Here is a 25,380-nt window from a genome sequence, read left to right as displayed (position 1 = left end):
CTCTTTGGCTCTTCCTTCTTTTCCTCTTCCTTCTTTTCTTCGGCCTGTGGTTCTGGCTTGGAGTCGGAGGAGGATGCGGTGGCGTTTTCGTCGCCGATGCGGGCGATGACTGCGCCTACCTCGATGGTGTCATCTTCGTCGGCGAGGATTTCTACCAGGGTGCCTGCTACTGGGGATGGAATTTCGGTGTCGACCTTGTCGGTGGAGACCTCGAGCAGTGGCTCGTCTACTTCGACGGTGTCGCCGACGGACTTGAGCCACTGGGTGATGGTGCCTTCGGTGACGGACTCGCCAAGTTCTGGCATTTCCACGTCGGATGCGTCGCCGGAGCCGCCGTTAGAAGAGTCAGCCTTTGGCTCTACCTGAGCTTCTTCTGCTTCTTCCTCGTCCTTGTCAGCGGAGGAGTCGTTGGATGCGGAGCCTGCCTCATCCTCGTCACCGATGATGGCAATGACCTCGCCAACCTCGATGGTGTCATCCTCGTCAGCCTTAATTTCAATAATGGTGCCGGCTACGGGGGAGGGGATTTCGGTATCGACCTTGTCGGTGGAGACCTCGAGCAAAGGCTCGTCTACTTCGACGGTGTCGCCGACGGACTTGAGCCACTGCGTGATGGTGCCTTCGGTTACGGATTCGCCCAGCTCGGGCATCTCAACGGAGTTCGCCATGAGTTATAAGACTCCTCGAAAGTTGGAAGTGTTCTATCGCTACCCGACAATCTTACAGCGTGATGCTCACCCTCGTGCAGATGTGGGGTTAGTAACTACCCTCCTTCCGGGTAAGCTAGGGAATTATGTTCAACCCCTTCCGCCGCAACAAGTCCAGATCGTCACTGCGACCACCCCGCGGACCGGGGGAGACCATCCGCCCAGAAGACGCGCAGGATTTGCAACAGTGGGCCGCCGGAAGAATGTATGTAGAGGCCTTTGTGGAGCCGGAAACAGTGGTCAACGAGATGTCGGTTGTCGTTGTCGATGAAAACGGCGAGTTCATCCGCCGTCGCATCGGCGGGCCAAAGGGTATCGACGCGGTGGCCGCATTATTGAGCTGCGATATTTATGACGTGGAAGAAACCGGCTACCCGCAGCGCATGCGTGAACGCCTGGAGCGAAACCGCATTCTGCGTAAAAGGGAAGAACAAAGAAAACGCCGCGCCCGGTTCGAGCGCGGCGAGAACCCCGATACGGGGACTGAATTAAGCTAGATCGCTCTCTTCACGTAGGTAGACCTGGGAGCCGCGGCGGCGGAATTCGGCAGACTTTTCTTGCATGCCTTTCTCCGGTGCAGTGCCGTCGACGGCTTCGCGGACTTGCTCACCTAGCGTTGGCATGCCTAGCTCGGCCATCTGCCCGCCAAACATATCCCGAATGTCTTGGCTGATGCGCATAGAGCAGAACTTGGGGCCACACATGGAACAAAAGTGGGCGGTCTTTGCTGGCTCGGCAGGCAAGGTTTCGTCATGGTAAGCCTGCGCGGTTTCCGGATCGAGGGAAAGCGCAAACTGATCATTCCAGCGGAATTCAAAGCGGGCCTTGCTCATCGCGTCATCCCAGGCACGGGCGCCAGGGTGACCTTTGGCCACGTCCGCGGAGTGCGCGGCAATCTTATAGGTAATGACACCAGTTTTTACGTCATCTCGATTGGGTAGGCCCAAGTGCTCTTTCGGAGTCACGTAGCACAGCATCGCCGTGCCACCCATAGCGATATGGGCGGCGCCGATGGCAGAAGTGATGTGGTCATAGCCGGGAGCGATATCGGTAACTAGCGGGCCGAGAGTATAAAAGGGCGCGTCAGAGGCCCAATCCTGCTCGAGCTCGTTATTTTCTTGAATCATGTTGAGCGGGACATGCCCAGGGCCTTCCACCATGACTTGGACGTCATACTCCCAAGCCCGGCGGGTAAGTTCGCCAATCGTCTTAAGTTCAGCGAACTGGGCTGCGTCGTTCGCATCGGCTAGGCTGCCGGGACGCAGGCCGTCGCCAAGCGAAAATGCAACATCGTATTGCGCAAAAATCTCGCATAACTCATCAAAGTGCTCGTAAAGGAAAGATTCTTTGTGGTGGGCCAAGCACCAGCCCGCCATAATCGAGCCGCTGCGGCTTACAATGCCAGTCACGCGATTGCTAGCTAAAGGCACATAGGCCAAAAGCACACCAGCGTGAATCGTCATATAGTCCACGCCCTGCTCGCATTGCTCGATGACGGTATCACGGAAGATTTCCCACGAGAGGTCCTCCGCTACGCCATTGACCTTTTCCAATGCTTGGTAAATCGGGACGGTGCCGATGGGAACCGGGGAGTTGCGCAAGATCCACTCACGGGTGGTGTGGATATCGTCACCCGTAGACAAGTCCATGACGGTATCCGCACCCCATTGGGTAGCCCAGCGCAGTTTGGATACTTCCTCATCGATGGAGGAGGATACTGCTGAGTTGCCGATATTGGCGTTAATCTTGGTAAGAAATTTGCGGTCAATGATCATGGGCTCGGACTCGGGGTGGTTGACATTATTGGGAATAATCGCGCGGCCGCGAGCGACCTCCTGACGTACGAATTCCGCATCGCAATGCTCGCGCAGAGCTACAAATTCCATTTCGCGGGTAATGATGCCCTGGCGGGCATAATGCATCTGCGTAACGCGTTGGCCTGCCTTCGCCTTAAGCGGCAGGCGCTTAGAGCCCTTCCATTCTTGGGAGGCAGCACCGCGGCGCTGTGCGGCGCGGCCGTCGTCAGCGAGCTCTCGGTTGCGGCCTTGGTATTTTTCGGTATCCGCGCGTTTTTGAATCCACTCGGTGCGTAATGCCGGAAGCCCCTGCTCCGGTGCGCATTCGGGACCACGCGTGCGGTAAACGCGGAAGGGCTCGTTAGGGGCATGAGGGGAATCGTCCAAGTGGATTTCGGTCTCTGGGACCTCTAAGCCGTTGTGTCGAATGGGGGAATAGGAATGCTTGGGGTGGTTTTCTGGGGCAGCCGTCATGGCAGGCTCTCCTCTCTTCCTTCGTAGGTATTAACCAAACAGGTTCGAACGGTAGATACGCAGCTGTAGCGCACTCTCAGCCCGTGCTCGGGCACCCGTGGGGACGTAGATCACCGTATAACAATCGCCTCACCCAGCGCAGGGTTTTCTGCATTTGGTCTAGGCCTAGCGATGCGTGGTGGGAGGGTGAAGGAATGTGGTTGCTAGGTCAACAGGAAACTTTCAGGATCTTTCCACCGCTATCCAATATCGGTAACCCATACTAAGTTCATGCGTTTGAGAGAGCGCATGCGAGAGAGATAGAGAGAACCCCTCATGTTTCCAGAGGGCGGCTGTTTTAGCCGATACATGGAAACACCTTGTAGAGAGACGCCTGCGGCCCTCGGACCACTTTCGGTTCGAGGGCCGCAGGCGTTTTCTTTTGCCTAGCAGATCGTGGCGCCGGCAGCGGCTAACTCTTGCAACGCCGCCTCACCGCGAGATTCATCTACCGGGGAGCAATAGTCACGCAGAACGCGGACGGTGAACCCCTCCTGTAGGGCATCAGCAGCGGTGGCACGAACACAATGATCGGTGGCAATGCCCACGATGTCTACGGCATCGATGTGGTGCTCGCGCAACCAGTCAGCAAGCAGGGTGCCGTTAGCAGCACCCTCAAATCCGGAATAGGCGGCGGTGTATTCGCCCTTGCGGAAGTAGGCTTGGGCCGGCCCGATAGCCTCATGCATGGCCGCTCCGTGGGATTCGGCTACACAGTGCACGGGCCAGGAATCAACAAAATCCGGGCTCTGGGAAAAGTGAGAGCCCGGATCTATATGCCAATCCTGCGTGGCTACGACGGTGTCATAATCCTGTTGCAGGGTAGCGATCTTGGCAGCGACTTCATTGCCTCGTTCGGTACCCAAGGCGCCGCCGGGGCAAAAGTCATATTGAACGTCAACGATAATCAGAGCAGGCTTCATGCCTTTAGGAGTTTAATCGCATAAAGCCTGCTGTGGTGCTACTTTAATTCAGCAATTTCGCGCAGGGCTGCTACCACCGTGCGGGTGGGCACGCCGGTGCCCATCTTTGGGGTGTATCCATAAGCGCCAGTGGTGTTGAAGGAAGGGCCGGCCACATCGATATGGGCCCATTCGATTCCTTCACCCACAAAGTGTTGGAGGTAGGTGCCGGCATATTCCATGCCGCCCTCACGCTTAGCGTTGATATTACGGATATCGGCGCTGGCGGATTTTACCGATTCCTCGTGTTCCTCCAGTAGCGGCATGGCCCAAGCCTTCTCGCCCACCTCGCGGCCGATTTCGGCCATGCGGTCACGGAATTCCTCGGAACCCATAACGCCGGCGGTCCGCTCACCTAGAGCAACCATCTGGGCGCCGGTGAGAGTAGCCGTTTCAATGAGGTAGTCAGGGTTGTCCTCGCTGGCGCGCGCAATGGCATCAGCAAGCACGAGGCGACCTTCCGCATCGGTGTTGAGCACCTCGGAGGTAATGCCGCCGTAGTGGGTGATGACGTCACCTGGGCGGGTGGCATCGCTGCCTGGCATGTTTTCTGCCAGTGGCAGGGTAGCGGTGATACCCACCTTGAGGTTCAGCTTTGCCGCAGCGATGATGGCAGCGGCCATTGCGGCGGAACCGCCCATATCGGAAATCATGTCCCACATCTTGGCGCCTGGCTTCAAGGAAATGCCGCCGGTATCAAAGGTAATGCCCTTGCCCACCAGCGCGACGTGGCGCTTGGCCTTCTTCGGGCGCCAGCTCAAGCGGACCAAACGCGGCGGACGTGCAGAGCCACGGCCGACCGCCAGGATGCCGCCAAAGCCCTGCTTTTCTAGGGCCTTTTCATCCAAGACCTCTACCTCAAGGCCCGCCTCTGCTGCTTGGGCGGAAAGGAAAGCGGCGTAGCTTTCTGGGTAGAGCAGGTTGGATGGAGTATTGACCAGATCGCGGGCGAGAAGAACGGATTCAGCGGTAATCTTCGCGTTTTCAAATTCCTCTTGGGCTGACTTCTCGGCCACTACGGTAAAGGTGGTGGGCATCGTAGATGGCTCGCTGCGTAGGCCGGAGTACTTATAGCCGCCGAGGATGAGGCCTTCTACCACTGGGGCGATGCCAAAATCGCCCAGAGAGGTAGCTACCTGTTCAATCTTGGTAATGGAGCGGGCGGCCTGGCCTGCAGCGCGGCGCAGCGTTTCATCGTCTACTTCTTCTGCTTCGCCCAATCCCACGGCGATGATGGAGGCTACGCCAGCCTTAGCTGGAGCCGGTACTCGCGTGACCTCGCCGGCGGTGCCGGAAGCCCCTACGGCCACCAGTGCTTCGTAGGTGGAGCGCAGTGCGGCAGCCCCTAGCAACTCGGTGCCCGGCAGTTCTAGCCCGCCTTCGCCCTCGAACGCAGCAATTAGTAGTGCGTCCGCCTTCTTTGGAACCTTCTTCCCCAGCTTTAGCTTGGGAAAGTGACCGCGTGCGGGCAATTCGTTTTGTGCCATAGTGTCCTCCTTTATAAAAAGGCTTATCAATCTTCCCTCTACTGTACCGCGCAGCGGTGAACTTATTCCTGCCTCGCTATAGATAAAGGGGTAGATTGTGGGCATGCTTGATTACACGATTACTCGGACCGATAATCCCACGTCTGCGGAGGAATTGAGCGAAATCCTCGCCAACCCCGGCTTTGGCAAGCACTTTACGGACCACATGGTCACCATTGATTGGACCGAAGAAAAGGGCTGGCACAATGCTCAGGTAAGACCGTACGGGCCGATGACAATGGAACCGGCAAGCAACGTATTCCACTACGGGCAGGCAATCTTTGAAGGCATCAAGGCCTATCGTCAGCCCGATGATTCCATTGCCACCTTCCGTCCAGACCATAATGCCCAGCGGTTTATCAACTCTGCTGAACGCTTGGCTATGCCGGAGCTGCCGAAAGAGGAGTTTATTGAGTCTTTGCGCCAATTGGTGGAAGTAGATAAGAACTGGGTACCGGAAGCCGGTGGAGAAGCGGCGTTGTATCTGCGTCCCTTTATGATCTCCACCGAGGTTTCCTTGGGGGTTCACCCGGCCAAGTCCTACCGCTACGTGCTAATAGCCTCCCCAGCGGGTTCCTACTTCAGTGGTGGCATCAAACCGGTATCTGTTTGGCTGTCCACCGACTACGTGCGCGCAGCGCCCGGCGGCACCGGCGCGGCCAAGTTTGCGGGCAACTATGCGGGCTCGCTATTGGCCCAGGCCCAGGCGGATGAAAAAGGCTGTGACCAGGTGGTCTGGTTGGACGCTATTGAACGCCGCTACATCGAAGAAATGGGCGGAATGAACCTCATGTTTGTCTATGGCTCTGGCGAGAATGTGGAGATTGTTACGCCAGAACTATCCGGTTCCTTGTTGCCGGGCATCACGCGCGAATCTCTTCTGCAAGTTGCCCAAGACCTGGGCTACAAGGTCACCGAACGCCGCATTACGGCCGAGGAATGGCAGCGCGATGCAGAATCCGGCGCAATGTCGGAGGCCTTTGCCTGCGGTACTGCCGCGGTTATCACCCCGGTGGGCCACGTGCTGGGCGATTCCGCCGATTTCCAGGTCAATGGCAATGAAGCAGGCGAGATCACCATGACCTTGCGCGAGCACCTAACCGGAATTCAGCGCGGTGCCGTGGAAGATACCCATGGCTGGCTGCATACCCTGGTGAAATAGGCCGCGGCTTAGGCGTCTGCGGCGATCTCGACTCCGGTAAGTAGCATCGGCAGCGCCGCTAGGGCGCCGAGGGTGGGCTCCGGCTCCATTGCCAGTTGGTGCAGTGGCTGGAGGCCCAGTTTTCTTAGCGCCAACTCATGGGCAGGGGCGGTGGAAAGGGTAGTGGCAAAGAGCCACTCTTTCACCCCAGGGTTATCGCGCTCGGCAAGGAGCGCCGCGGTTGCGGTTAAGGGGGCATCGATAAGGAGGGGCGTGCGACGCTCCGCGGCTCGGGTAATGAGCCCCACCGCAGCGGCCAGCACCGCAGACTGGCAGGAGGCTACGAGCTCCATGCCCTCGAGGTTGCGGGCGCGGAACATAGCATCTCGAATGGCAGAGACCTCTCGCTTCCAGTCTTCCACGCTGGGCTGCTTGCCGACGATCACTACCGGCTCCGTCTGCGTCATCGTCGCCATGACCACGGCGGGGACGCGGGCGCTTTCCACGCCGCCGGGAATCAGTAGGTCCGCACCGGCATCAATTTCCGCATCTGCGGTAGCGGCTCCCAAGTCATATGCCTGGGATAGATCCGTCACCGTGACTACATTCAGTCCGGCCCCGGCCCGACGCGCAGCGGTCTCGGGAGCCGGTAGCTGGGGCTCCTGCTCAGCAAAGACGATGGCTCGTATACGCTGCGGCTCCTGAGCGGGGGCGCTGCCTTGGCAGGCGGCTAGCCATTGGGCGGCTTCGGTCAGGCGCCCATAAGGCGCGAGCTGTGCGTCGTGTGCGGTACGTGCCTGAGAATCGGGCTGCGGAATGGCCATGAGCACATCTCCCTAAACGTCAGCACCGAGCTCCACGCGGGGGCGCGGAATGCGCCACTTGCGCGGCTGGCTGGCGCGGGAATATGCATAAAAGCCCAGGCTAAAGCCGGCTTCAGTGGTGCCAGGGAACTTGGTACGCACGGCATTATTGCAGCGGCGGGCCAAGATGATGCCCTCGATGGCAAAGATAATGAGGATAACCATCGCCACCGCGTTAATGACCGTCGCGATGCTTGGTACCGCGTAAGTCAAGAACACGACCACGATGAGAACTAGGGCCATTGGCATAACCCAATTGCTCAAGCTGCGGCGCGCATCTACCCAATCGCGCACATAGGCGCGTTCTGCGCCCTGATCGCGAGCGGGAAGGAAACGCGGATCACCGTCAGCCATGCGGGCCTGCTGCTCACGGTTGGCCTGCTGGCGCTCTTGGCGCTCCTTTTTCTTATATTCCTTCCACTCGTCCTTGCTCATGGACTTCTTCATGTCCTTGCGGTGCTGGTAACGCTGTGCTTCGGACATGCCATGGGGATCGCGCTTTACGCCGCGCGCGATCTCTTGTTCGGAGCGCTTTGGCGTAGGACGACCCTTCGGTGGGGTATAGCCCTTGCGCTGGGGCTCTTTCTGAATTTCTTCCTGCGCCTTGTCCTGCGCAGGAGCGGGCTCAGTGGAGGTCTTGTCATCTTTTTGCCACGGGAGTTTCACGCTCCTCACACTACAAGGTTTAGGCGCGAATAGGGGAATAGGCCCGGCCCAGTAGATGTTGTAGCAGTGGGCTACCTTTTCCCACCTGAAAGAAGCGGGTAGGGTAGTGGCAACGAAACCAATACTTATTGAGGAGAAGTGATGACCGCTCCAGCTTCCGCAACCGGCGTCATTCTGACTGAAGCAGCAGCCGCTAAGGCAAAGGCGCTGCTTGATCAGGAAGGCCGCGACGATCTCTCCCTACGCATTGCCGTTCAGCCTGGTGGCTGCGCTGGCCTGCGCTACCAGCTTTACTTTGATGATCGCACCTTGGATGGTGACAAGGTCGACCAGGTAGGCGGCGTAAACCTCGTCGTGGACAAGATGTCCGTTCCTTACCTGACCGGTGCCAAGATTGACTTCGCTGACACCATCGAGTCCCAGGGTTTTACCATCGATAACCCGAATGCCACCGGTTCTTGCGCCTGTGGCGATTCCTTCAACTAAAAAGAAGGACAGCAAAGAGGGTGGGTGCCGATGGCACCCACCCTCTTGTGTATGTGTGGAAGGCTCTTAGAGCTTGACTGGATAGTCGCGCTGCTCGATCTGCGGATCGATGCGCTTTTCCACAAAGATGCCGTGCCAAATCATAAAGGACAGTACGGTCCACAAACGGCGGGAGTGGTCGGAGACGCCGTCGCGGTGCTCCTTGAGCATCTCGAGAACTTCCTTCTTATTGAAGATGTCCTCGGTCTGGGATTCGTTGATGGTGTCTTGGGCCCAGCCGTAGAGCTCGTCGCCGGCCAACCAGTGGCGCATCGGCACGGGGAAGCCCAGCTTCTTGCGGTGCAGAACGTGGGCCGGAACGATCTGCTCCATTGCCTTGCGCAGTGCGTACTTGGTGGTGCCGTGGGAAATCTTCAGGTCATAAGGGATGGACTCGGCCACCTTGAAGACTTCCTTGTCCAAGAAGGGCACGCGAAGCTCAAGCGAGTTGGCCATATTGATCTTATCGGCCTTGACCAAGATGTCACCGCGCATCCAGGTAAAGAGGTCTAGGTGCTGCATGCGTGCGACCGGGTCAAAGCCCTCAGACTGGGCGTAGATGGGCGCAGTAACCTCACGGTGGTCCCATTCGCGCTTCGCCCACGGGATAACCCGCTGCATCTGCTCAAAATTGAAGGAACGTGCGTTGCCATAGTAGCGCTCTTCCATGGTCATCGAGCCACGGTTGAGCAAAGACTTGCCCTTCATGCCTTCTGGCAGCACCTGGGAGAGCTTGCCCAACCCTCGGCGCAGTGGGGAAGGGATCTTCTCAAAGGGAGCGAGGGACAGTGGCTCCTTATAGATGGTGTAACCACCAAAGAGTTCGTCCGCGCCCTCACCGGAAAGAACAACCTTTACGTGCTTGCGGGCTTCTTGGGCCACGAAATAGAGCGGCACCAGCGAAGGGTCAGCTACCGGATTGTCCAGGTACCACATGATCTTCGGGATGGACTCGGCATACTCCTCCGGGGAGACAATCTTGACGATGTGCTCCACGCCAATAGCTTCCGCGGACTCTGCCGCGACATCGACCTCAGAGTAGCCCTCGCGCTCGAAGCCGGTGGTGAAAGTCAGCAGATCAGGGTTGTGGCGCTTAGCCAGGGTGGCAATAGCTGTGGAGTCAATGCCGCCCGACAAGAAGGAGCCTACGGTGACGTCGGCGCGCATGTGCTTAGCTACGGAATCCTCCAGCGCCTCCGCAATCCGGTTAAAGAGTTGCTGCTCTTCACCTTGCTTTACCTGTTGAACAGGGAAGCGGGGCTTGAAGTAGCGCTCGGAGACAACCTCTTCGCCTGGACGAAGGGTAACGGTGCAGCCGGATTCCACGCGGCGGATATTCGCGTGGAGGGACTCCGGCTCCGGGACGTATTGCAGGTCGACGTAATGCTCAATGGCGCGGCGGTCAAGGTTGAGCTCTAGACCGATCTCGTCTGCCATTTCCAGAATGCACTTCATCTCGGAGGCAAAGACAGTGCCAGCGTCGGTGGTGGCGTAGTACAGCGGCTTGATGCCGAATTGGTCGCGGGCAGCAAACATCGTCTTAGTGTGGGTGTCCCAGATGACGATGCCGAACATGCCGCGCAGGTGGTTGACCACGTCCTTGCCCCAGTGGTGGTAGCCCACCACGATAGGCTCACCATCGCCTTCGGTATGGAAGGTATAGCCGAGGCCCTTGAGCTCTTCCCGTAGTTCTACGTAGTTGTAGATTTCGCCGTTGAAGGTCATGGCGTAGCGGTCAGGCTGGTCCTCCGGACCCCAGCGAAGGGGCTGGTGGGAGTGTTCTAGGTCAATGATGGACAGGCGATTGAAGCCAAAGGCAGCATCGCCGTCGTGCCAGGTGCCTGCCGCATCTGGGCCGCGGTGGCGCATGCAAGGCAGGGAACGTTCTAGCGCGTCAACGTACTTATCTACGTCGCCCGTGGCGGCGAGCATGCCAAGAAGTCCGCACATGTAAAGATTGCTCCTTAATATAAGCGTCTATTGCTAGTCACCCACTTTACGGCTCGAGAGGTGCAAACTAGAACACGCCACGGCTTAAGGAAAGCTGTTGGCTGCCTTGGAAATAGCTTCCCCGATAGGGTGCGAACTTTCGGTTGATGTATCCCCGGGCAAGCTGTGAATTGACACACATGGTCGTGTTGGAACCTTAGGGTCCGGTTGGAACATTGTGCAGGTGGGGCGGTAACCTACAAGAAGGAGAATATGAAATGAGTGCACTAGGTGCCCTTTTATGCCTTTAAATAGGCTGGGAATCTGGCAATTTTCCTCTATTCTGATTGGGTAAGAGTGCTCTGTGAGTATTCGAGAAGTTTTGTGTGGACAGAAAGGCAGAACACACGTGGGACAGCGTAATAAGCGCACCTTTGCCCGCAAGGCGGGCGTAGCTGGCGCACTTGCTCTGGGTGGACTCGCTCTGGCAGGTTGTGACGTTCAGGCGCCAACTGCTGTAGAGAACCTCCTAGGATTCGGTTGGCCAAAGGGTATTACCCCTGAGGCAGAGGCCATGTACAACTTCTGGATTTGGGTCTGGGTTGCTGCATGGATCGTTGGTTTTATTATGTGGGGCCTATTCCTCACCGCTATCTTCCGCTGGAGCGCGAAGAAGGCGAAGAAGGATGGCAAGGGCGAGTTCCCGCGCCAGATTCAGTACAACGTACCGCTTGAGATGGTTCTGACCATCGTTCCGATCCTCATTATCATGGGCCTGTTCTTCTTTACCGTTCAGACCCAGCAGAAAGTTACCGCCTTGGATAAGGATCCGAAGGTCGTCGTCGACGTCACCGCTTTCCAGTGGAACTGGAAGTTCGGTTACGCGGAGAACCACGTTAACGGTGAGAACTATAACGGTGCTGATAAGGAACGTCAGGCCGAGGCAGAAAAGTCTGCTCACGACCCAGAGGGTATCGATAACCCGAACCCAATCCACGGCAAGTCCATGGGCGACCTTTCCTACCTGAACTACAACAAGATTGAGACCGTCGGTACTACCGAAGAGGTTCCGGTTCTGGTTCTTCCTTCCGATACCGCGATTGAATTCCGTCTCGCTTCTGGGGACGTATCCCACGCATTCTGGGTACCGGAGTTCCTATTTAAGCGCGACGTCTACGCACACCCAGAGGCAAACGCTCAGGAGCGTAGCTTCCAGGTGGAAAAGATTGAGAAGCAGGGCGCATTCGTTGGTCGCTGTGCCGAGATGTGCGGTACCTACCACTCGATGATGAACTTTGAAATCCGCGTTGTATCCCCAGAGGACTTCAACAAGTACATGAAGTTCCGCGAGAACAATCCGGAAGCTACCAACGCCGAGGCTCTCAAGGAAATCGGTCAGGACCCATACGCGGTTACCACCCACCCGTTCTCCGGCGAGCGTGATACCGCTAATGGTGACAACTTCGTCAACACGGCGGCATAAGAGATAAGGACACAACACAATGCGTGCAACATCGAAAGTCTTTTACTCAATCGCGACCTACCTTCTTGTCTCGCTGATTGTCTACATCTTCGGCGTTACCTTCGTTAAGGACGACGGCTACCTGTATGGTGCCGAGTGGGTTGGCATCGTGGGTATGTTCCTTGCCTTCCTGCTGTGCATGATGCTCGGTGCTTACCTGCACTTCACCGATAACCGCAGCGACGTCCTGCCAGAGGATTGGGAAGAGGCAGAGACCGAGGACGCGGCTGGCATCCTAGGCTTCTTCTCTCCAGGCTCCATCTGGCCGCTGGCTATGACCGGTGCTATCGCCCTCCTTGGCCTGGGTATCATCTTCCTCTACTTCTGGTTGATCGCTCTCGGCGCTGTCTGCCTCATCGCGGCATGCACCGGTCTTTCCCTGCAGTACGGTCTGCCAAAGGAAAAGCACTAGTTCTTCACTCTGAAGAAATCCCCGCCTAAAACTTCTCCGCCCTCCTAGCTTTGGAAGCTAGGAGGGCTTTGGCGATCGATAGTCGGATGTTCCGCGAAAAAGTTCCCTAGATTCCAAAAAACTTTTCTGTGGTGGGGTAGTGGCTGGATATCTAGCAAGACTGCTACCTGACTGTCTACGTCATTCGGGCACGTAGAGGCGACTTTTCGCGGGGGTCGACCGAAAGTTGTAGACCTGCGGGTTTGGGGTGGTGAGTGGGTGTGATTTATCTCTCCAGAATGTATCAATCTCGCGTACTTGTTAATGCATCTACAGGTCAGAATTACTGAGGTGGGGGCGCTCGGGAATTTCTAAGCGTGGGGCGTCGTGTGTTGTCACCTGCATCGATGGGGCGTCGTAAAGAAGAGGAAAAAGTTCCCGGCGGAAAAAATAAAAATATCGCAGGGAACTGGCTGAACGTCTGCTGGCTAAAGCATCAAAAATGAATAGTGATAACGGGGGGAATCGAGGTGACTTTGCCGCCCAGAACAGCCATAATGGCCTCTGTGACGAGCGTAGTTTCTAACCAAGGTATGACAGCACCACGTGCTGCCTCACTGAACCGACCAAATATGGTCAGTGTGGGCACCATCGTGTTCCTGTCTCAGGAATTGATGTTCTTTGCCGGACTGTTCGCGATGTGGTTCACCTCGCGAGCAAACGGTCAAGAAGGCGACTGGGCGGAGCACACCGCCCATATCAACCTGCCCATGGGTTTCCTCATTACGGCAGTGCTGATTACTTCTTCTGTGACCTCTCAGTTCGGCGTGTTTGCCGCAGAAAGGGGTGACGTTTACAAGCTTCGACTCTGGTACACCGTGACGCTGGTACTGGGCGTTGTGTTCCTGTGCATCATGGCATTCGAGTGGACCGAGTTGATTCACGCAGGTGTGACTGTGCAGTCCAGCGTCTTCGGTTCGGTGTTCTACATCATCACCGGCTTCCACGCTGCGCACGTGACCGCAGGTCTGATTTCTTTTGCAATCATCCTGGCGCGCGTTGCTAAGTCCAAGTTCACGCCGGCGCAGGCGACCGCCGCAATGGCAGTGTCTTACTACTGGCACTTCGTTGACGTTGTGTGGATCGGCGTCTTCACCGTTATTTACTTGGTCCAGTAGAACTGGCCACTATCCCCAAACAGTCCTCCCGTGTTCGAGTTATCTAAAGGAAAATGATGGATAACAATTCGCAGTCCGTGGCAGTGGAGCAGACCACTGCGGCGGCTAAGAAGACCCGCCGTCGCCGCAAGGCGAAGCGCACCATTGCCGGTGGCTTCGCTTTGGCGATTGGCCTGTCCGGTGCGGGCGTCTTGGCTTCTGCCTTGACCCCAGACGCACAGGTCGCCACGGCGGAAAAAGATGACCAAGCCCTCGTTCAGGAGGGCAAGGACATCTATGACACCGCTTGTATCACTTGCCACGGTGCCAATCTGCAGGGCATCGAAGGCCGCGGTCCCTCCCTCGTTGGCATCGGCGCTGGTTCTGTGTACTTCCAAGTACACTCTGGCCGTATGCCGATGATGTCTAACGATGCGCAGGCAGAGCGCAAGGCTCCGCGTTACACCGAGCAGCAGACTCTGGCATTGGCTGCATACGTAGCAGCCAATGGTGGCGGCGCAGACATCGTTTACAACGATGACGGAAGCGTTGCCCAGGAATCCCTGCGTGGTGCTAACTACAATGGCGAAATCCAAGCAGAAGACGTAGCGAAGGGCTCTGAGCTCTTCCGCATGAACTGTGCATCTTGCCACAACTTCACCGGCCAGGGTGGCGCGCTGTCCTCCGGTAAGTTCGCTCCTGAGCTTGCCCCGGCAAGCGAGCAGGAGATTTACCAGGCAATGCTGACCGGCCCGCAGAACATGCCTAAGTTCTCCGACCGCCAGCTGACTGCAGACGAGAAGAAGGACATCATTGCCTACCTCAAGTCTGCAAAGGAAACTCCTTCCCCAGCAGGTTGGGACCTTGGTAGCCTCGGCCCCGTAGCGGAAGGCCTGGCAATGTGGATTATCGGCATTAGCGCCCTGTGCGCCGCCGCTATGTGGATTGGATCGCGCTCATGAGCAATGTAAAGAAGAATTACACTAATGCTGAGCTCGATAAGATGAGCAACGATGAACTCGCTGCTCTAGGTACCGAGCTCGATGATGTCACCGTCGCGTTCCGCAAGGAGCGCTTCCCGGTTGAAGGCGACCCGGCTGAAAAGCGTGCGGGCCGCAACGTCGCCATCTGGCTTTTCCTGTCTGTCATCGGCGGGCTGGGATTCCTCGGCGTTTACCTGTTCTGGCCGTGGCAGTACAAGCAGCTAGGGGAGGAGGGCCACATTTGGCACACCCTCTACACTCCTTTGCTGGGTATTACCGCCGCACTCGCAATTTGTGCGTTGGGTATCGCCATTGTTCAGTACGTTAAGAAGATCCTCCCAGAGGAGATTTCCGTACAGCGTCGCCATGACGGTCCTTCCGAAGAGGTTGACCGTCGTACCTTGACCGCGTTGCTGAATGATTCTTGGAAGACTTCCACCCTTGGTCGCCGTAAGACCGTTCAGGGGCTGTTGGGCGGAGCCGGCGTTCTGTTCGGCCTGACTGTGGTTGCACCGCTGGGCGGCGCAATCAAGAACCCATGGAAGGTTCGCCACAACCTGAACTACGCCGGTGACGGAACTCTGTGGACCTCCGGCTGGACCCTTCATAATGAAGGTGTCAAGCTTTACCTGGCCCGCGACACCGGTACCATCGCTGAGAAGCACTCCGGTGAAACCGACGAGCACTACAGCACCAAGGGCGTTACCCGCCTGGTTCGCGTGCGTCCGGAGGATCTGGCAGCAGGCGGTATGGAGACCGTCTTCCCGCTGGCAGAAGAAGACGTCAACGATGGCGATAAGTACGATGCCGAGCGCGATGTCTACGAGCACCACATGCACTCAATTCACGGCAACCGCAACGCCGTGATGTTGATCCGACTGCGTCACAACGATGCGCAGAAGGCCATCGAGCGCGAAGGTCAAGAAGACTTCCACCACGGCGACTACTACGCCTACTCCAAGATCTGTACTCACATCGGTTGCCCGACCTCTCTCTATGAGGCTCAGACCAACCGAATCCTGTGTCCATGCCACCAGTCGCAGTTCGACGCTTTGCACTACGGCAAGCCGGTCTTCGGTCCTGCAGCCCGTGCACTGCCACAGCTGCCTATCACGGTGGACGACGAGGGCTACCTCGTTGCACAGGGCAACTTCATTGAGCCTGTCGGCCCGGCATTCTGGGAGCGTAAGTCATAATGAGCAATAAACTCGCCCAAATGGGCAACAATATGGATGAGCGTTATAGCGCCGCCGGTGTGCTGAGGACTCAGCTGAACAAGGTCTTCCCGACCCACTGGTCCTTCATGCTCGGTGAGATGGCGCTGTACAGCTTCATCATTCTTGTACTGACCGGTATCTACTTGGCGTTGTTCTTCGACCCTTCCATTACGAAGGTCATTTACGACGGCACCTACGCACCGTTGAACGGTGTGGAAATGTCTCGCGCTTACGCCACTGCGCTGGACATCTCTTTTGAGGTTCGTGGCGGTCTGTTTGTGCGCCAGATGCACCACTGGGCAGCCCTGCTGTTCATGATGTCCATGGTGGCTCACATGCTCCGCATCTTCTTCACCGGCGCATTCCGCCGTCCACGTGAAGCAAACTGGATCATCGGCTGCGCACTCATCTTGCTGGGCATGATCGAGGGCTTCCTCGGTTACTCCCTGCCGGATGACCTGCTTTCCGGTGTTGGTCTGCGAATCATGTCCGCCATCATCCTCGGCCTGCCTATTATCGGTACCTGGCTGCACTGGGCAATCTTCAGCGGTGACTTCCCGTCTGACCTGATGCTGGATCGTTTCTACATCCTGCACGTTCTGGTCATTCCGGGCATCATCCTCGGCCTGATTGCTGCCCACCTGATTATGGTTTGGTTCCAGAAACACACCCAGTTCCCCGGACCAGGCCGTGCCGAGAACAACGTCGTTGGTGTCCGCATTATGCCGGTCTTTGCTACCAAGGCAATTGGCATGGGCATGATGGTCGCCGGCGTACTTGCTCTGATGTCTGGTCTGCTGACCATCAACGCCATCTGGACGCTTGGACCATACAACCCGTCCCAGGTCTCCGCCGGTTCTCAGCCGGATATCTACATGCTGTGGACTGATGGTGTTGCCCGTGTCATGCCAGCTTGGGAGCTCTACATTGGCAACTACACCATTCCTTCCGCGTTCTGGGTTGCTCTGCTGTGTGGTCTGATGGTCGTACTGCTTATGGCATATCCATTCTTGGAGAAGAAGTTCACCGGTGACGATGCACACCACAACCTATTGCAGCGTCCGCGCGATGTTCCTACCCGTTCCGCTATCGGCGCAGCTGCCATCGTATTCTTCTTGCTGGTCACGCTGTCCGGTGGTAACGACCACGTAGCGCACTTCTTCCAGATTTCGCTCAACGCGATGACCTGGGTTGGTCGTATCGGCTTGATCATCTTGCCTCCGATTGCATACTTCATGACCTACCGCATCTGCGTTGGTCTGCAGCGCTCCGACCGTGAGGTTCTGGAGCACGGTATCGAGACCGGCGTTATCAAGCAGATGCCGAATGGTGCCTTCATTGAGGTTCACCAGCCGCTCGGCCCGGTTGATGCCGATGGTCACCCAGTTCCCCTCGAGTACGCAGGTGCTCAGGTTCCAAAGCAGCTCAACCAGCTCGGCTTGGCGGATTCCGAGACTCAGGGCACCTTTAGCCCTGACGATGAGGCGCTCATGCACCGCGTCCATGAAATCCACTCGGATAACCACGATGAGGAAGCGGAGATGTTCCGTCGCCTCAACGAGGCTAACCGCCGCGAGGATGAGGAAAACGGCCGCATCTAAGCCCTTTTCCTGAGGATTACTCGAAACACGCTCATAGACCCACCCTGCTCCTGCTGAAGGAGCAAGGGTGGGTTTTGCGTTTTGCTGGCCCAATACTTCTCTAGGTGCTGTTGTTATTGAGGTGTAATGCCGAAGCGCAGAAAGAGTACTGGAATGGAGCCCCTGCGCGGTGAGCGGCCTTGGAGCATGGAGGAGCAATGTTTAGACGATAAACGCGTGAGAAGTCCATGGAGTTCCTCGGCAGGCGTTCATAGCCGGGCTTGTTGTTTTCGTTTGGCGTTGTCCCTACGGGCAGTCAGGCTTCGATGCTGCTTCTTGTAGGGGCTTTCTCAAGTTCCTTGTAGTTACGCCCTATTTTCTAGTCTCGCGGTGACCTTCACTATGGGTTTCGGTTAAAGATCTGTACGCGGCGAGAGGCCGATACTGCTCGGCTATGTAGGGAGGTTCGACTGTCGTGAAGGGGCTACAGTGCGGTGGAGTAGAAGGGGTTAACTTACGGCTAAATAGGGCCATCAAATGTGTTAGTGGCTAAAGTCACAAATTAGAACTTGCTTAATTGTTGAGTGTCAGCATTGTGAACATACGGCTTTGAGCGGTGTGGTCTGAGCTTTGATATTTATGCAGGTAGTAGGTTTATAAGTTCTGCTAGCGGTGAACTTATTTCGTTCTATGGGTGATAAGTCTCGTCTAGGTCAAGGGAAGGTAACGAACCGATAACAAAGCAAAATTGGGTAGTGCGAATGGACATCGGTTGTAATGATTTCGTAACCTATTCGAGACATTGAGTTACCGCCCGAAAGGTGCTCAATCTAAACAGAAGAATTACAGCGCCGCATCTGGCTCCTCCTACTGAGGGGCCGAGTGGAGGAATTCCTAAAGGAACGGATTTCCAACGAACGCTAGTCCCCCAGGGTCAGAGCTTCTCTTAGTAGAGAAGTAGGCGCGCAGGAAGATTTGGAGTTTTTCTCATGGCACAGCACCGTCGTCAGGGCATTAAGAACACCCGTCGAATCGCATCTACCGCAGCATTGGCTGCCACCGCAGCTGTCGTTGCGCCAGGCGTAGCACAGGCGGCAGAGGTCGTCGTACCTAATACTGACTACCGCTTCGAGGTAGCAGGTCTGGAAACCGTCCCGAACATTGACCAGGTCCCGAACATTGACCGCTACGTTCCGTCTTTGGGCCAGGTTTCTGACCAGCAGAACACCACCTATGCACCCGCCGGCCACAAGCAGGCAGCTCCGGCACAGCAGACCGTGGGTCAGAAGGCGCTGGCAGCAGCTCGCTCCGTTATCGGCTCCCCGTACGTTTACGGCGCTGCAGGCCCGAACGCCTTCGATTGCTCCGGCCTGACCAGCTGGGCATACGCTCAGGCTGGCAAGCCGATTCCGCGTACCTCTCAGGCACAGGCCTCCGCTGGTACTCCGGTACCGCTGGATCAGCTGCAGCCGGGTGACATCATCGCTTACTACGGTGGTGCATCCCACGTCGGCATCTACACCGGCCACGGCACCATCATTGACGCTTTGAACTCCGGTGTTCCGGTTCAGGAGCGCGACATGAACTACATGCCGATTCACTCCGCTGTCCGCTTCTAATAGGCAGCGGATAGAGCCCTTCCTTCCATGGGAGGGCTTTGTTGTGCATTAGGGGGTAAAACCCGCTATAGTTAATGCGATTTTTAAATTCCTCTTAGTCTAAGGGTCCTTACGTGTCTAAACGAGTACTTCCCGTAGCTGCAATCGTGGCAGCTCTTGCTGTGTCGTCGGTTTCTGGGATTTCGCAGGTAGTTGCGCAGGAAGCGGCGCCGCAACAGGAAAACGCCACGGAAGATATGGACGCATTGGTGGAGCGCGTTGGCGAGGTTGCGCGCAAGGTTTCCGCCAAGAATGAAGAAGTAAAAGAGCTAGAAATCAAGCTCGAGGAAAAACAGGCGGAAGTCTCTGATTCTGAGAGCGCAGCCGCTGAGGCGCAAACTCGGGCGGATGAGGCGAAGGGTGACGTGACCGCGCAGCAGAGCCGCGTCGATGACCTCGCTCAGTCGCGCTACCGCGGCGATTCTCGCTCCGCTGTATCGGGAGCGCTGGCTGCAGAAAATCCTTCCGATGCAGTTGAGCGCATGGGTTACCTCGGCGCGCTTTCCCGCCAGGCGCAGCGCACCCTTGATGCAAAGGCGAGCGCCGCTTCGACGGCGGAGGGAGAAAAGCACAAGGCTACTGAAGCCGCTACTAAGGTACGCGAGGAAAAGAAGGCGCTAGAAGAGCAGCGCGAGAAGCTCCTCAAGGAAAAGGAGGAGCTGGAAAAGCAGCAAGAGGACATCGAGAAGCAGGTAGACGCCCTCGATGAGCAACAGCGTCAGGCCTGGGAAGGGCAGTTCGGCGGTACCGATAAGCCTGATATGGATTTGGGCGAGGTTGCTGATGGTGCCGCTTCCGCTGCTCTGTCGAAGCTGGGTGCACCTTATGGCTGGGGCGCTGCAGGCCCAGATCAATTTGATTGCTCTGGGCTGATGTTCTGGGCGTATCAGCAGATTGGCAAGTCGATTCCACGTACGTCGCAGGCTCAGATTGCTGGCGGCACCTCGGTACCGCTAGAGGACCTGCAGCCGGGCGATATTGTGGGTTATTATCCTGGTGTCACTCACGTGGGTATGTACATCGGTAATGGGCAGGTGGTCCATGCCTCTACCTATGGCGTGCCTGTTCAGGTGGTGCCGTTGAAGTCCATGCCGATTACCGGAACGGCGCGGTACTAAGTGGCCCGCGTTCTGCTGGTAACCAATGATTTCCCGCCCAAGATCGGCGGGATTCAGTCTTACCTCCGGGATTTTTTAGCAACCTTAGATCCGCGCGGCGTCGTGGTATTTGCCTCGACTCAGGAGTCGCCGGCGGAATTCGATGCCGCGGTGGACTACAAGGTTATCCGTTGGCCTCGCCGAGTGATGCTGCCGACGCCGGCCACGGTGCGCCGCATGCAGGAGATTATCCGCGCCGAGGGCATTGACATCGTGTGGTTCGGTGCAGCTGCGCCCCTTGCCTTGATGGGCAAGGCCGCTAAAGAGGCAGGAGCCACCCGTGTGGTTGCTACAACCCACGGACACGAGGTGGGGTGGTCGATGCTGCCCGTCGCCAGGCAGTGCCTGCGCCGCATTGGTGATCACGCCGACGTCATTACTTATATCTCTGAATACACCCTGCGTCGGTTGCGCCGAGCATTTGGGCCGAATCCGCGGTGGGAGCATTTGCCTTCCGGCGTGAGTGTAGAAGGACTTTTCCCGGCCACACCGGAGCAACGTGCAGCTGCAAAGGCTGAGTTCGGTGTCAGCGGGCCGACTATCGTGTGCATATCGCGGTTCGTACCCCGCAAAGGCCAGGATCAGCTCCTACGCGCCATGCCCTTAGTACGTGGAGAATTCCCCGATACGCAGCTACTTCTTATCGGGCGCGGGCGCTATCGCCGGGCCTTAGAGGAACTGGCGGATATCTACTGCCCGGATGCAGTGATTCAAGAAGCAGAGAGCATTGAGACTGCCTTGCACGCGGCGGATATCTTTGCCATGCCGGCGCGCACTCGCGGCGGCGGTCTGGATGTTGAGGGCCTAGGCATTGTCTACTTGGAGGCCCAAGCGTGCGGCCTGCCGGTTATTGCCGGAAACTCCGGCGGAGCACCGGAGACAATGACGGAGGATACCGGAGTCGTCGTCAATGGCTCATCGGTGCAGGAACTGGCAGAGGCAGTAAAGGCTCTTTTGGCTGATCCGCAGCGTAGGCTCAGCATGGGGCAAGCGGGGCGTCGCCATGTAGAAGCTCATTGGACCTGGCGGATTATGGGCCAGCGATTGCGTCGGCTGATGTCCTGATGTGACCCTAACCAGGTTGTCGGTATATTCTGTTATGCATGCTTAAGAACAACTCCGCCGATCTCACTATCGGCTTTGACGTCGGTGGCACCAACGTGCGCGGTGGAGTGATCACTCGGGAAGGGGAAATTCTCGCGAGCCGTACCGTTCCCACTTCTATGGACGTCGAGCAACTGGAAGCGGACATAGTGGGTATCGTCGAGGAACTGCGCGCTGAATATACAGTGGATGCGGTTGGCCTCGCATTGGCGGGATTTCTGGATCCTTCGTGCGAAGTAGTGCGCTTTGCCCCGCATCTTCCATGGCGGAAAGCCCACGTGCAGGAGTCGCTTTCGCGCAAGCTAGACATGCACGTGCGCTTGGAGCATGATGCAAATTCTGCTGCGTGGGGAGAATGGCGCTTTGGTGCTGGTCGTGGCGCGGAAGATTGGGTCTTTTTTGCAGTGGGAACCGGAATCGGCGCCACGCTGATGACGCATGACACCATTTACCGCGGTGCGTTCGGCACCGCACCAGAGTTTGGGCATATCGTGGTGTCTCCTAATGGGCGGCAGTGCTCGTGTGGCAAGCGTGGCTGTTTGGAGCGTTATGCCTCCGGGACTGCCTTGCCGGATACCTGCGCCGATCTGCGTGAACATTATGAGACTTCGTTGCCGGCGGAGCCTACAGGTAAAGAAATTACCCAGGCAGCGCGTAGGGGAGACCCGCTTGCTGTAGCGGTGATGGAAGACTTCAGCCGGTGGCTAGGTCAAGGCCTGTCCATTGTGGCCGATGTCCTCGATCCAGAGCTCATAGTGCTTGGCGGCGGCGTATCTCAAGACGCGGACTTGTACCTCGAAGGGGCCACCAAAGCCATGGGGCAAGATATTGTCGGGGCAGGGCATCGCCCCCTCGCACGTGTTGCCACCGCGGAATTGGGGTCTGCAGCGGGTATGATTGGCGTAGCCGATTTGGCCCGTAGCGGCCGTTAGAACGAACAAAGGACGACCTGGCGATGAAAAACAAGTGGTACTGGGCTTTTAAGTACATATTCTTCGGACCTGTCCTGCGCGTATGGAATCGCCCGTGGACCGAGGGAATTGAAAACATCCCAGCGGAAGGGCCCGCGATTTTGGTCTCGAATCACCAAGCTGTGATGGATTCTTTCTTCTTTCCTTTGGTATGCCCTCGCCAGATTACCTTTCCAGCTAAGTCGGAATATTTCACCACCCCTGGGTTCGTCGGTAGCTTGCAGAAGTGGTTTTTTACTTCGGTAGGCCAAGTCCCCATCGAGCGCGATAGTGAAGACGCTGGCGATGCCATTGTGCAAACCGCAGAAAGCATCTTGTCCCGCGGGGACCTTTTCGGTATTTACCCGGAAGGCACCCGTTCTCCGGATGGTCGCGTTTATAAGGGCCGCACCGGCATGGCGCGCATTGCGATGGAGACTAACCAACCGGTTTTCCCCATTGCGATGATCAACACGCGCAAAGCTAATCCCATTGGCTCGTGGATTCCTCGCCCCTTCAAGGTCGGCGTGCGGGTGGGCGACGCCATCTGGCCGCATGAGTGGGCCAAAGAGCGCGGTATGAATCCAAAAGAGCATGAGACGATCCGTGCCTTTACTGATTTTGTGATGCGCAATTTGGCCGAGATGAGCGATAAGCCTTATGTTGATGTGTACGCCTCCGATGTGAAGGCTTCACTCAAAGCTGGCCATGGTTACCCCGCCGGCGCAGAATACAAGGGGAGGTAATCACTATTCCCAAGGCCCGCTTAGCCTGGCCAGATACCGCTAAAGGCGTATCCATTATCGGCGTCGTGCTGCTGCACGTCACGCTGGTAGTTCCAGAAGGTGAGCTAACGTGGTTGGCTGCCCTAAACGTATGGCTGGACCCGCTCCGCCTACCCTTGTTCTTTCTCGTATCCGGCTATTTCTCTACCAAGATTTTTCGCTATTCTTTTAGCGAGCTATTTACTCGACGCCTGTGGTTTTTCCTCGTTCCCTATACGGTGTGGATGACCGTTGAACTATGGACCAAGCGCATCGAATATCACTGGGTTTTCGGTGATCCCTATCTCCAGGTTACTGAGCTACTGTATAACCTGCTTTTGGGGCACACGATGGCTTGGTTTATTCACTCGCTCATTTTGTTCAATATATTTTTGTGGGCCGTGCGCAAGCTGCCAGCGTGGGCGGGCATAGGACTAAGTTTTGCACCGCTGCTTTTTATAGCCTGGCAGGACCACTATTTTTTCATCGGCAAGGCAATTATGTTCTTGCCCATTTTCGTGGGGGCGGCCTATTTGCGTGGACCAATTACGCGGTTTGCCGACGCCGCCGAAGCACCCTTCAAGGGCAACTTCCACACAGGATCGCTATGGGTATATTGTGCGGCCATCATTAGCTACATCACGGGACTGTCCCTCCGCCAAACCTGGAATGCTATCGAAGGTGACGTAGCTGTGCAGTGGCCATTGCCAGGTGGGGACGTCCTCGGCCGGGGCGATTTAGATCTCTTGATTCGCTTTGCAGAGCAAACGCTCGAAACCCCAGCGGGCATCGTCGGTGCGGTCATCATCAGCCATATTCCGGCGCTTTCCACCTTCGTAAAATTTGTCGGCCGGCACACGTTGCCCATTTACTTGGCCCACCCCATCGGCATGACGGTGGGATTCGGGTTCTTCATGGCCCACCGTGACTACGCGGTGAGCCTGGCCGGCGCGTGGCCCATGGAAAATACCTGGTTCTGGATTGGCGCCTGCTTTTTCTACTCGGCAGCGGCCTCGGTGGCACTTTGGGCGCTGGGCAAGGTACCTATCCTTGGGTGGACGCTGGTTCCACCGCGGATTGATAAGCGCCGGCCCGTCGTAGAGCCAATGGTAGCGAACAAAGAACCAGCAGGGCAGTAACGATGGCGTAATCATTGCCCACGATGTGCTGCCACCAAGCCCAGCTTAGCTCTTGGTCATTGGCATGAGGCACGAGCCAGTGCCCGCGAGCCAGAAGCGCCAGCCACGTTAGTGCGGCAAGCCCCCAGTGGCGACGGGCCACCAGAAGCACTCCCGCCAAAACGAGCCAGGTAAAGTGGTGCGACCACGACACCGGCGAGCACAGCAGCGAAACTGATGCGGCCAGAAGCATGAGCACCGCTTGGTTCTCCTGTGAGAGACGCTCCATGGTAAACCAGACGAGGGCAATGACGAGGAGAACAGCTACGAGCCATAGCTTTTCGGCGTGTTCTGGGGCTAGGCGGCTGAAGAATCCGCGCAGAGATTGGTTGGAGCTATAGGCAAGGCCGCCAATGCGGTTGGAATCGCGCAACGTATCGCTCCAGTACTGGATGGAACTATGCGGATTGCAAGCAAAGGCAAGGAGACCCGCGGCTAGGAAGGCGACTAGCGCGCTGAAAAATGCGCGCCATTCCCTGCGGACAAAGAACACGGCGAGGAATACTGCGGGGGTGAGCTTGATAGCCATTGCAATACCGGTCAGCACGCCGCGGCCACGGCTGGGGCTAAGCCAGAGGATATCCACCACCACTAGTGCGGTCAGCAAGATATTGACCTGCCCGAAGCTAAAGGTCTCCGTGATCGGCTCAGTAAGCATTGCGGCCAAAAGCGCCCAACCTGCCCAGCCAGGGCAGCGCAAAGCACGCAGAACGAGGGCTACGCAGCCCCAAAGCGCAGCAAAGGAAGCGATAGATATGAGGATGCTTGCGGCGGTGAGGGGAATCCAGCTCAATGGGACAAAAAGCAGCGCCGCAAACGGCGGGTAGGTAAAGGGGAGAGAGACATCGCGATTGCTGCCGACTAGGTAATCTTTGGCATATAAATCGCTGCCAAAGCCGGCACCGCCTTCGCGGTAAACGTCGAGGTCAATGTGGTAGTAGGTGGAGAAATGGCCGGAGAAAAGCTCCGGAATATCAATCAGCCACCAAAGGGCCACGAGGGCAGATAGGCACAAGGGAAATGCAGTAAACCACACAGACTTCTTCACGCCAGAAGTGTACAACTGTCTCTTTAAGGGGCCAATTTACCGC

The 25,380-nt window shown here is 57.0% G+C and carries 23 protein-coding genes; 15 read left to right on the top strand and 8 right to left on the bottom strand.

Translation table 11 applies throughout. The annotated features are described in order from the left end of the window. The coding region (locus WMQ00_RS02910; RefSeq protein ID WP_340440654.1) for a biotin/lipoyl-containing protein at nt 1-668 on the bottom strand (668 nt) is incomplete at its 3' end. A 125-nt stretch (nt 669-793) separates the two neighbouring features. Here WMQ00_RS02910 and WMQ00_RS02905 point away from each other — a divergent pair. Further along, nucleotides 794-1,204 carry a hypothetical protein gene (locus tag WMQ00_RS02905; RefSeq protein ID WP_023021164.1) on the top strand — a complete coding sequence of 137 codons (411 nt, stop codon included), beginning with the start codon at nt 794-796 and terminating at the stop codon, nt 1,202-1,204. Here WMQ00_RS02905 and thiC read toward each other — a convergent pair. From thiC to WMQ00_RS02890, 3 genes are all read right to left on the bottom strand, one after another. Continuing rightward, entirely contained in the window at nt 1,196-2,977 is a 1,782-nt protein-coding gene (gene thiC, locus WMQ00_RS02900) for a phosphomethylpyrimidine synthase ThiC (protein ID WP_340440653.1), read from the bottom strand. The two genes, WMQ00_RS02905 and thiC, sit on opposite strands and share 9 nt — an antisense overlap. A gap of 425 nt (nt 2,978-3,402) precedes the next feature. Further along, entirely contained in the window at nt 3,403-3,939 is a 537-nt protein-coding gene (locus WMQ00_RS02895) for an isochorismatase family protein (RefSeq protein WP_200288850.1), read from the bottom strand. Between the two features lie 38 nt (nt 3,940-3,977). Continuing rightward, nucleotides 3,978-5,465 carry a leucyl aminopeptidase gene (locus WMQ00_RS02890; RefSeq protein WP_340440652.1) on the bottom strand — a complete coding sequence of 496 codons (1,488 nt, stop codon included), beginning with the start codon at nt 5,463-5,465 and terminating at the stop codon, nt 3,978-3,980. A 103-nt stretch (nt 5,466-5,568) separates the two neighbouring features. Here WMQ00_RS02890 and WMQ00_RS02885 point away from each other — a divergent pair, with 103 nt between their 5' ends. Next, nucleotides 5,569-6,666 (top strand): branched-chain amino acid aminotransferase, encoded by a 1,098-nt coding sequence (locus WMQ00_RS02885; protein WP_234288174.1) that lies wholly within the window; start codon nt 5,569-5,571, stop codon nt 6,664-6,666. A gap of 8 nt (nt 6,667-6,674) precedes the next feature. Here the strand turns inward: WMQ00_RS02885 and WMQ00_RS02880 are convergent, their stop codons facing one another. Together WMQ00_RS02880 and WMQ00_RS02875 are read right to left on the bottom strand one after the other, a co-directional pair. Next, complete coding sequence (locus tag WMQ00_RS02880) at nt 6,675-7,469, bottom strand: nicotinate-nucleotide--dimethylbenzimidazole phosphoribosyltransferase (RefSeq protein ID WP_200288853.1); 795 nt, start codon at nt 7,467-7,469, stop codon at nt 6,675-6,677. A gap of 12 nt (nt 7,470-7,481) precedes the next feature. Further along, complete coding sequence (locus WMQ00_RS02875) at nt 7,482-8,174, bottom strand: DUF3043 domain-containing protein (protein ID WP_200288854.1); 693 nt, start codon at nt 8,172-8,174, stop codon at nt 7,482-7,484. A gap of 141 nt (nt 8,175-8,315) precedes the next feature. On the opposite strand from WMQ00_RS02875, the gene WMQ00_RS02870 reads away from it, so the two are divergent. Next, nucleotides 8,316-8,660: a HesB/IscA family protein gene (locus tag WMQ00_RS02870; RefSeq protein WP_005324455.1), complete on the top strand. Its 345-nt coding sequence runs from the start codon at nt 8,316-8,318 to the stop codon at nt 8,658-8,660. A gap of 66 nt (nt 8,661-8,726) precedes the next feature. Here WMQ00_RS02870 and asnB read toward each other — a convergent pair whose 3' ends face one another. Next, nucleotides 8,727-10,649 (bottom strand): asparagine synthase (glutamine-hydrolyzing), encoded by a 1,923-nt coding sequence (gene asnB / locus WMQ00_RS02865; protein WP_284835830.1) that lies wholly within the window; start codon nt 10,647-10,649, stop codon nt 8,727-8,729. A 388-nt stretch (nt 10,650-11,037) separates the two neighbouring features. Between asnB and ctaC the strand changes: the two genes are divergently transcribed. The 12 genes from ctaC (at nt 11,038) to WMQ00_RS02805 (ending at nt 24,250) form a co-directional block, all read left to right on the top strand. Continuing rightward, nucleotides 11,038-12,111, top strand: a complete 1,074-nt coding sequence (ctaC, locus tag WMQ00_RS02860) for an aa3-type cytochrome oxidase subunit II (protein ID WP_200288855.1) — start codon at nt 11,038-11,040, stop codon at nt 12,109-12,111. 19 nt (nt 12,112-12,130) lie between these two features. Next, entirely contained in the window at nt 12,131-12,562 is a 432-nt protein-coding gene (gene ctaF / locus WMQ00_RS02855; protein ID WP_049361050.1) for an aa3-type cytochrome oxidase subunit IV, read from the top strand. 545 nt (nt 12,563-13,107) lie between these two features. Further along, nucleotides 13,108-13,719, top strand: coding sequence for an aa3-type cytochrome oxidase subunit III (gene ctaE, locus WMQ00_RS02850; protein WP_432417960.1), 612 nt, complete (start codon nt 13,108-13,110; stop codon nt 13,717-13,719). Nucleotides 13,720-13,772: 53 nt separating this feature from the next. Next, nucleotides 13,773-14,660 carry a cytochrome bc1 complex diheme cytochrome c subunit gene (qcrC, locus tag WMQ00_RS02845; RefSeq protein ID WP_049361051.1) on the top strand — a complete coding sequence of 296 codons (888 nt, stop codon included), beginning with the start codon at nt 13,773-13,775 and terminating at the stop codon, nt 14,658-14,660. Continuing rightward, on the top strand, nt 14,657-15,877 hold the full coding sequence (gene qcrA / locus WMQ00_RS02840; protein WP_340440651.1) for a cytochrome bc1 complex Rieske iron-sulfur subunit: 1,221 nt from the start codon (nt 14,657-14,659) through the stop codon (nt 15,875-15,877). Before qcrC ends, qcrA begins: the two co-directional genes overlap by 4 nt. Next, nucleotides 15,877-17,499, top strand: a complete 1,623-nt coding sequence (qcrB, locus tag WMQ00_RS02835) for a cytochrome bc1 complex cytochrome b subunit (protein ID WP_023021177.1) — start codon at nt 15,877-15,879, stop codon at nt 17,497-17,499. The genes qcrA and qcrB overlap by 1 nt, the downstream gene beginning before the upstream one ends. A gap of 968 nt (nt 17,500-18,467) precedes the next feature. Then, entirely contained in the window at nt 18,468-19,097 is a 630-nt protein-coding gene (locus WMQ00_RS02830) for a C40 family peptidase (RefSeq protein ID WP_023021178.1), read from the top strand. 113 nt (nt 19,098-19,210) lie between these two features. Continuing rightward, the gene (locus tag WMQ00_RS02825) at nt 19,211-20,254 is read left to right on the top strand and encodes a C40 family peptidase (RefSeq protein WP_200288858.1); all 1,044 of its coding nucleotides are present in this window, start codon (nt 19,211-19,213) and stop codon (nt 20,252-20,254) included. Continuing rightward, nucleotides 20,255-21,358 carry a glycosyltransferase family 4 protein gene (locus WMQ00_RS02820; RefSeq protein ID WP_023021180.1) on the top strand — a complete coding sequence of 368 codons (1,104 nt, stop codon included), beginning with the start codon at nt 20,255-20,257 and terminating at the stop codon, nt 21,356-21,358. Between the two features lie 38 nt (nt 21,359-21,396). Further along, nucleotides 21,397-22,329 (top strand): ROK family protein, encoded by a 933-nt coding sequence (locus tag WMQ00_RS02815; protein WP_023021181.1) that lies wholly within the window; start codon nt 21,397-21,399, stop codon nt 22,327-22,329. 23 nt (nt 22,330-22,352) lie between these two features. Continuing rightward, nucleotides 22,353-23,093, top strand: a complete 741-nt coding sequence (locus tag WMQ00_RS02810) for a lysophospholipid acyltransferase family protein (RefSeq protein ID WP_023021182.1) — start codon at nt 22,353-22,355, stop codon at nt 23,091-23,093. A gap of 65 nt (nt 23,094-23,158) precedes the next feature. Continuing rightward, nucleotides 23,159-24,250, top strand: coding sequence for a hypothetical protein (locus WMQ00_RS02805; protein WP_023021183.1), 1,092 nt, complete (start codon nt 23,159-23,161; stop codon nt 24,248-24,250). Here WMQ00_RS02805 and WMQ00_RS02800 read toward each other — a convergent pair. After that, nucleotides 24,156-25,337 (bottom strand): glycosyltransferase 87 family protein, encoded by a 1,182-nt coding sequence (locus WMQ00_RS02800; protein ID WP_340440650.1) that lies wholly within the window; start codon nt 25,335-25,337, stop codon nt 24,156-24,158. The two genes, WMQ00_RS02805 and WMQ00_RS02800, sit on opposite strands and share 95 nt — an antisense overlap. Nucleotides 25,338-25,380 lie beyond the last annotated feature (43 nt).

It is taken from the genome of Corynebacterium sp. KPL2825 (assembly GCF_037908445.1).
In the GTDB taxonomy this organism is placed as follows: domain Bacteria; phylum Actinomycetota; class Actinomycetes; order Mycobacteriales; family Mycobacteriaceae; genus Corynebacterium; species Corynebacterium kefirresidentii.
This window is presented reverse-complemented; position numbering and strand designations above follow the sequence as displayed.

Coding starts and splice junctions, on each gene's coding strand:
- WMQ00_RS02905 (WP_023021164.1), top strand. CDS start 794: ATGTTCAACCCCTTCCGCCGCAACAAGTCCAGATCGTCACTGCGACCA.
- thiC (WP_340440653.1), bottom strand. CDS start 2,977: ATGACGGCTGCCCCAGAAAACCACCCCAAGCATTCCTATTCCCCCATT.
- WMQ00_RS02895 (WP_200288850.1), bottom strand. CDS start 3,939: ATGAAGCCTGCTCTGATTATCGTTGACGTTCAATATGACTTTTGCCCC.
- WMQ00_RS02890 (WP_340440652.1), bottom strand. CDS start 5,465: ATGGCACAAAACGAATTGCCCGCACGCGGTCACTTTCCCAAGCTAAAG.
- WMQ00_RS02885 (WP_234288174.1), top strand. CDS start 5,569: ATGCTTGATTACACGATTACTCGGACCGATAATCCCACGTCTGCGGAG.
- WMQ00_RS02880 (WP_200288853.1), bottom strand. CDS start 7,469: ATGGCCATTCCGCAGCCCGATTCTCAGGCACGTACCGCACACGACGCA.
- WMQ00_RS02870 (WP_005324455.1), top strand. CDS start 8,316: ATGACCGCTCCAGCTTCCGCAACCGGCGTCATTCTGACTGAAGCAGCA.
- asnB (WP_284835830.1), bottom strand. CDS start 10,649: ATGTGCGGACTTCTTGGCATGCTCGCCGCCACGGGCGACGTAGATAAG.
- ctaF (WP_049361050.1), top strand. CDS start 12,131: ATGCGTGCAACATCGAAAGTCTTTTACTCAATCGCGACCTACCTTCTT.
- qcrC (WP_049361051.1), top strand. CDS start 13,773: ATGATGGATAACAATTCGCAGTCCGTGGCAGTGGAGCAGACCACTGCG.
- qcrA (WP_340440651.1), top strand. CDS start 14,657: ATGAGCAATGTAAAGAAGAATTACACTAATGCTGAGCTCGATAAGATG.
- qcrB (WP_023021177.1), top strand. CDS start 15,877: ATGAGCAATAAACTCGCCCAAATGGGCAACAATATGGATGAGCGTTAT.
- WMQ00_RS02830 (WP_023021178.1), top strand. CDS start 18,468: ATGGCACAGCACCGTCGTCAGGGCATTAAGAACACCCGTCGAATCGCA.
- WMQ00_RS02815 (WP_023021181.1), top strand. CDS start 21,397: ATGCTTAAGAACAACTCCGCCGATCTCACTATCGGCTTTGACGTCGGT.
- WMQ00_RS02810 (WP_023021182.1), top strand. CDS start 22,353: ATGAAAAACAAGTGGTACTGGGCTTTTAAGTACATATTCTTCGGACCT.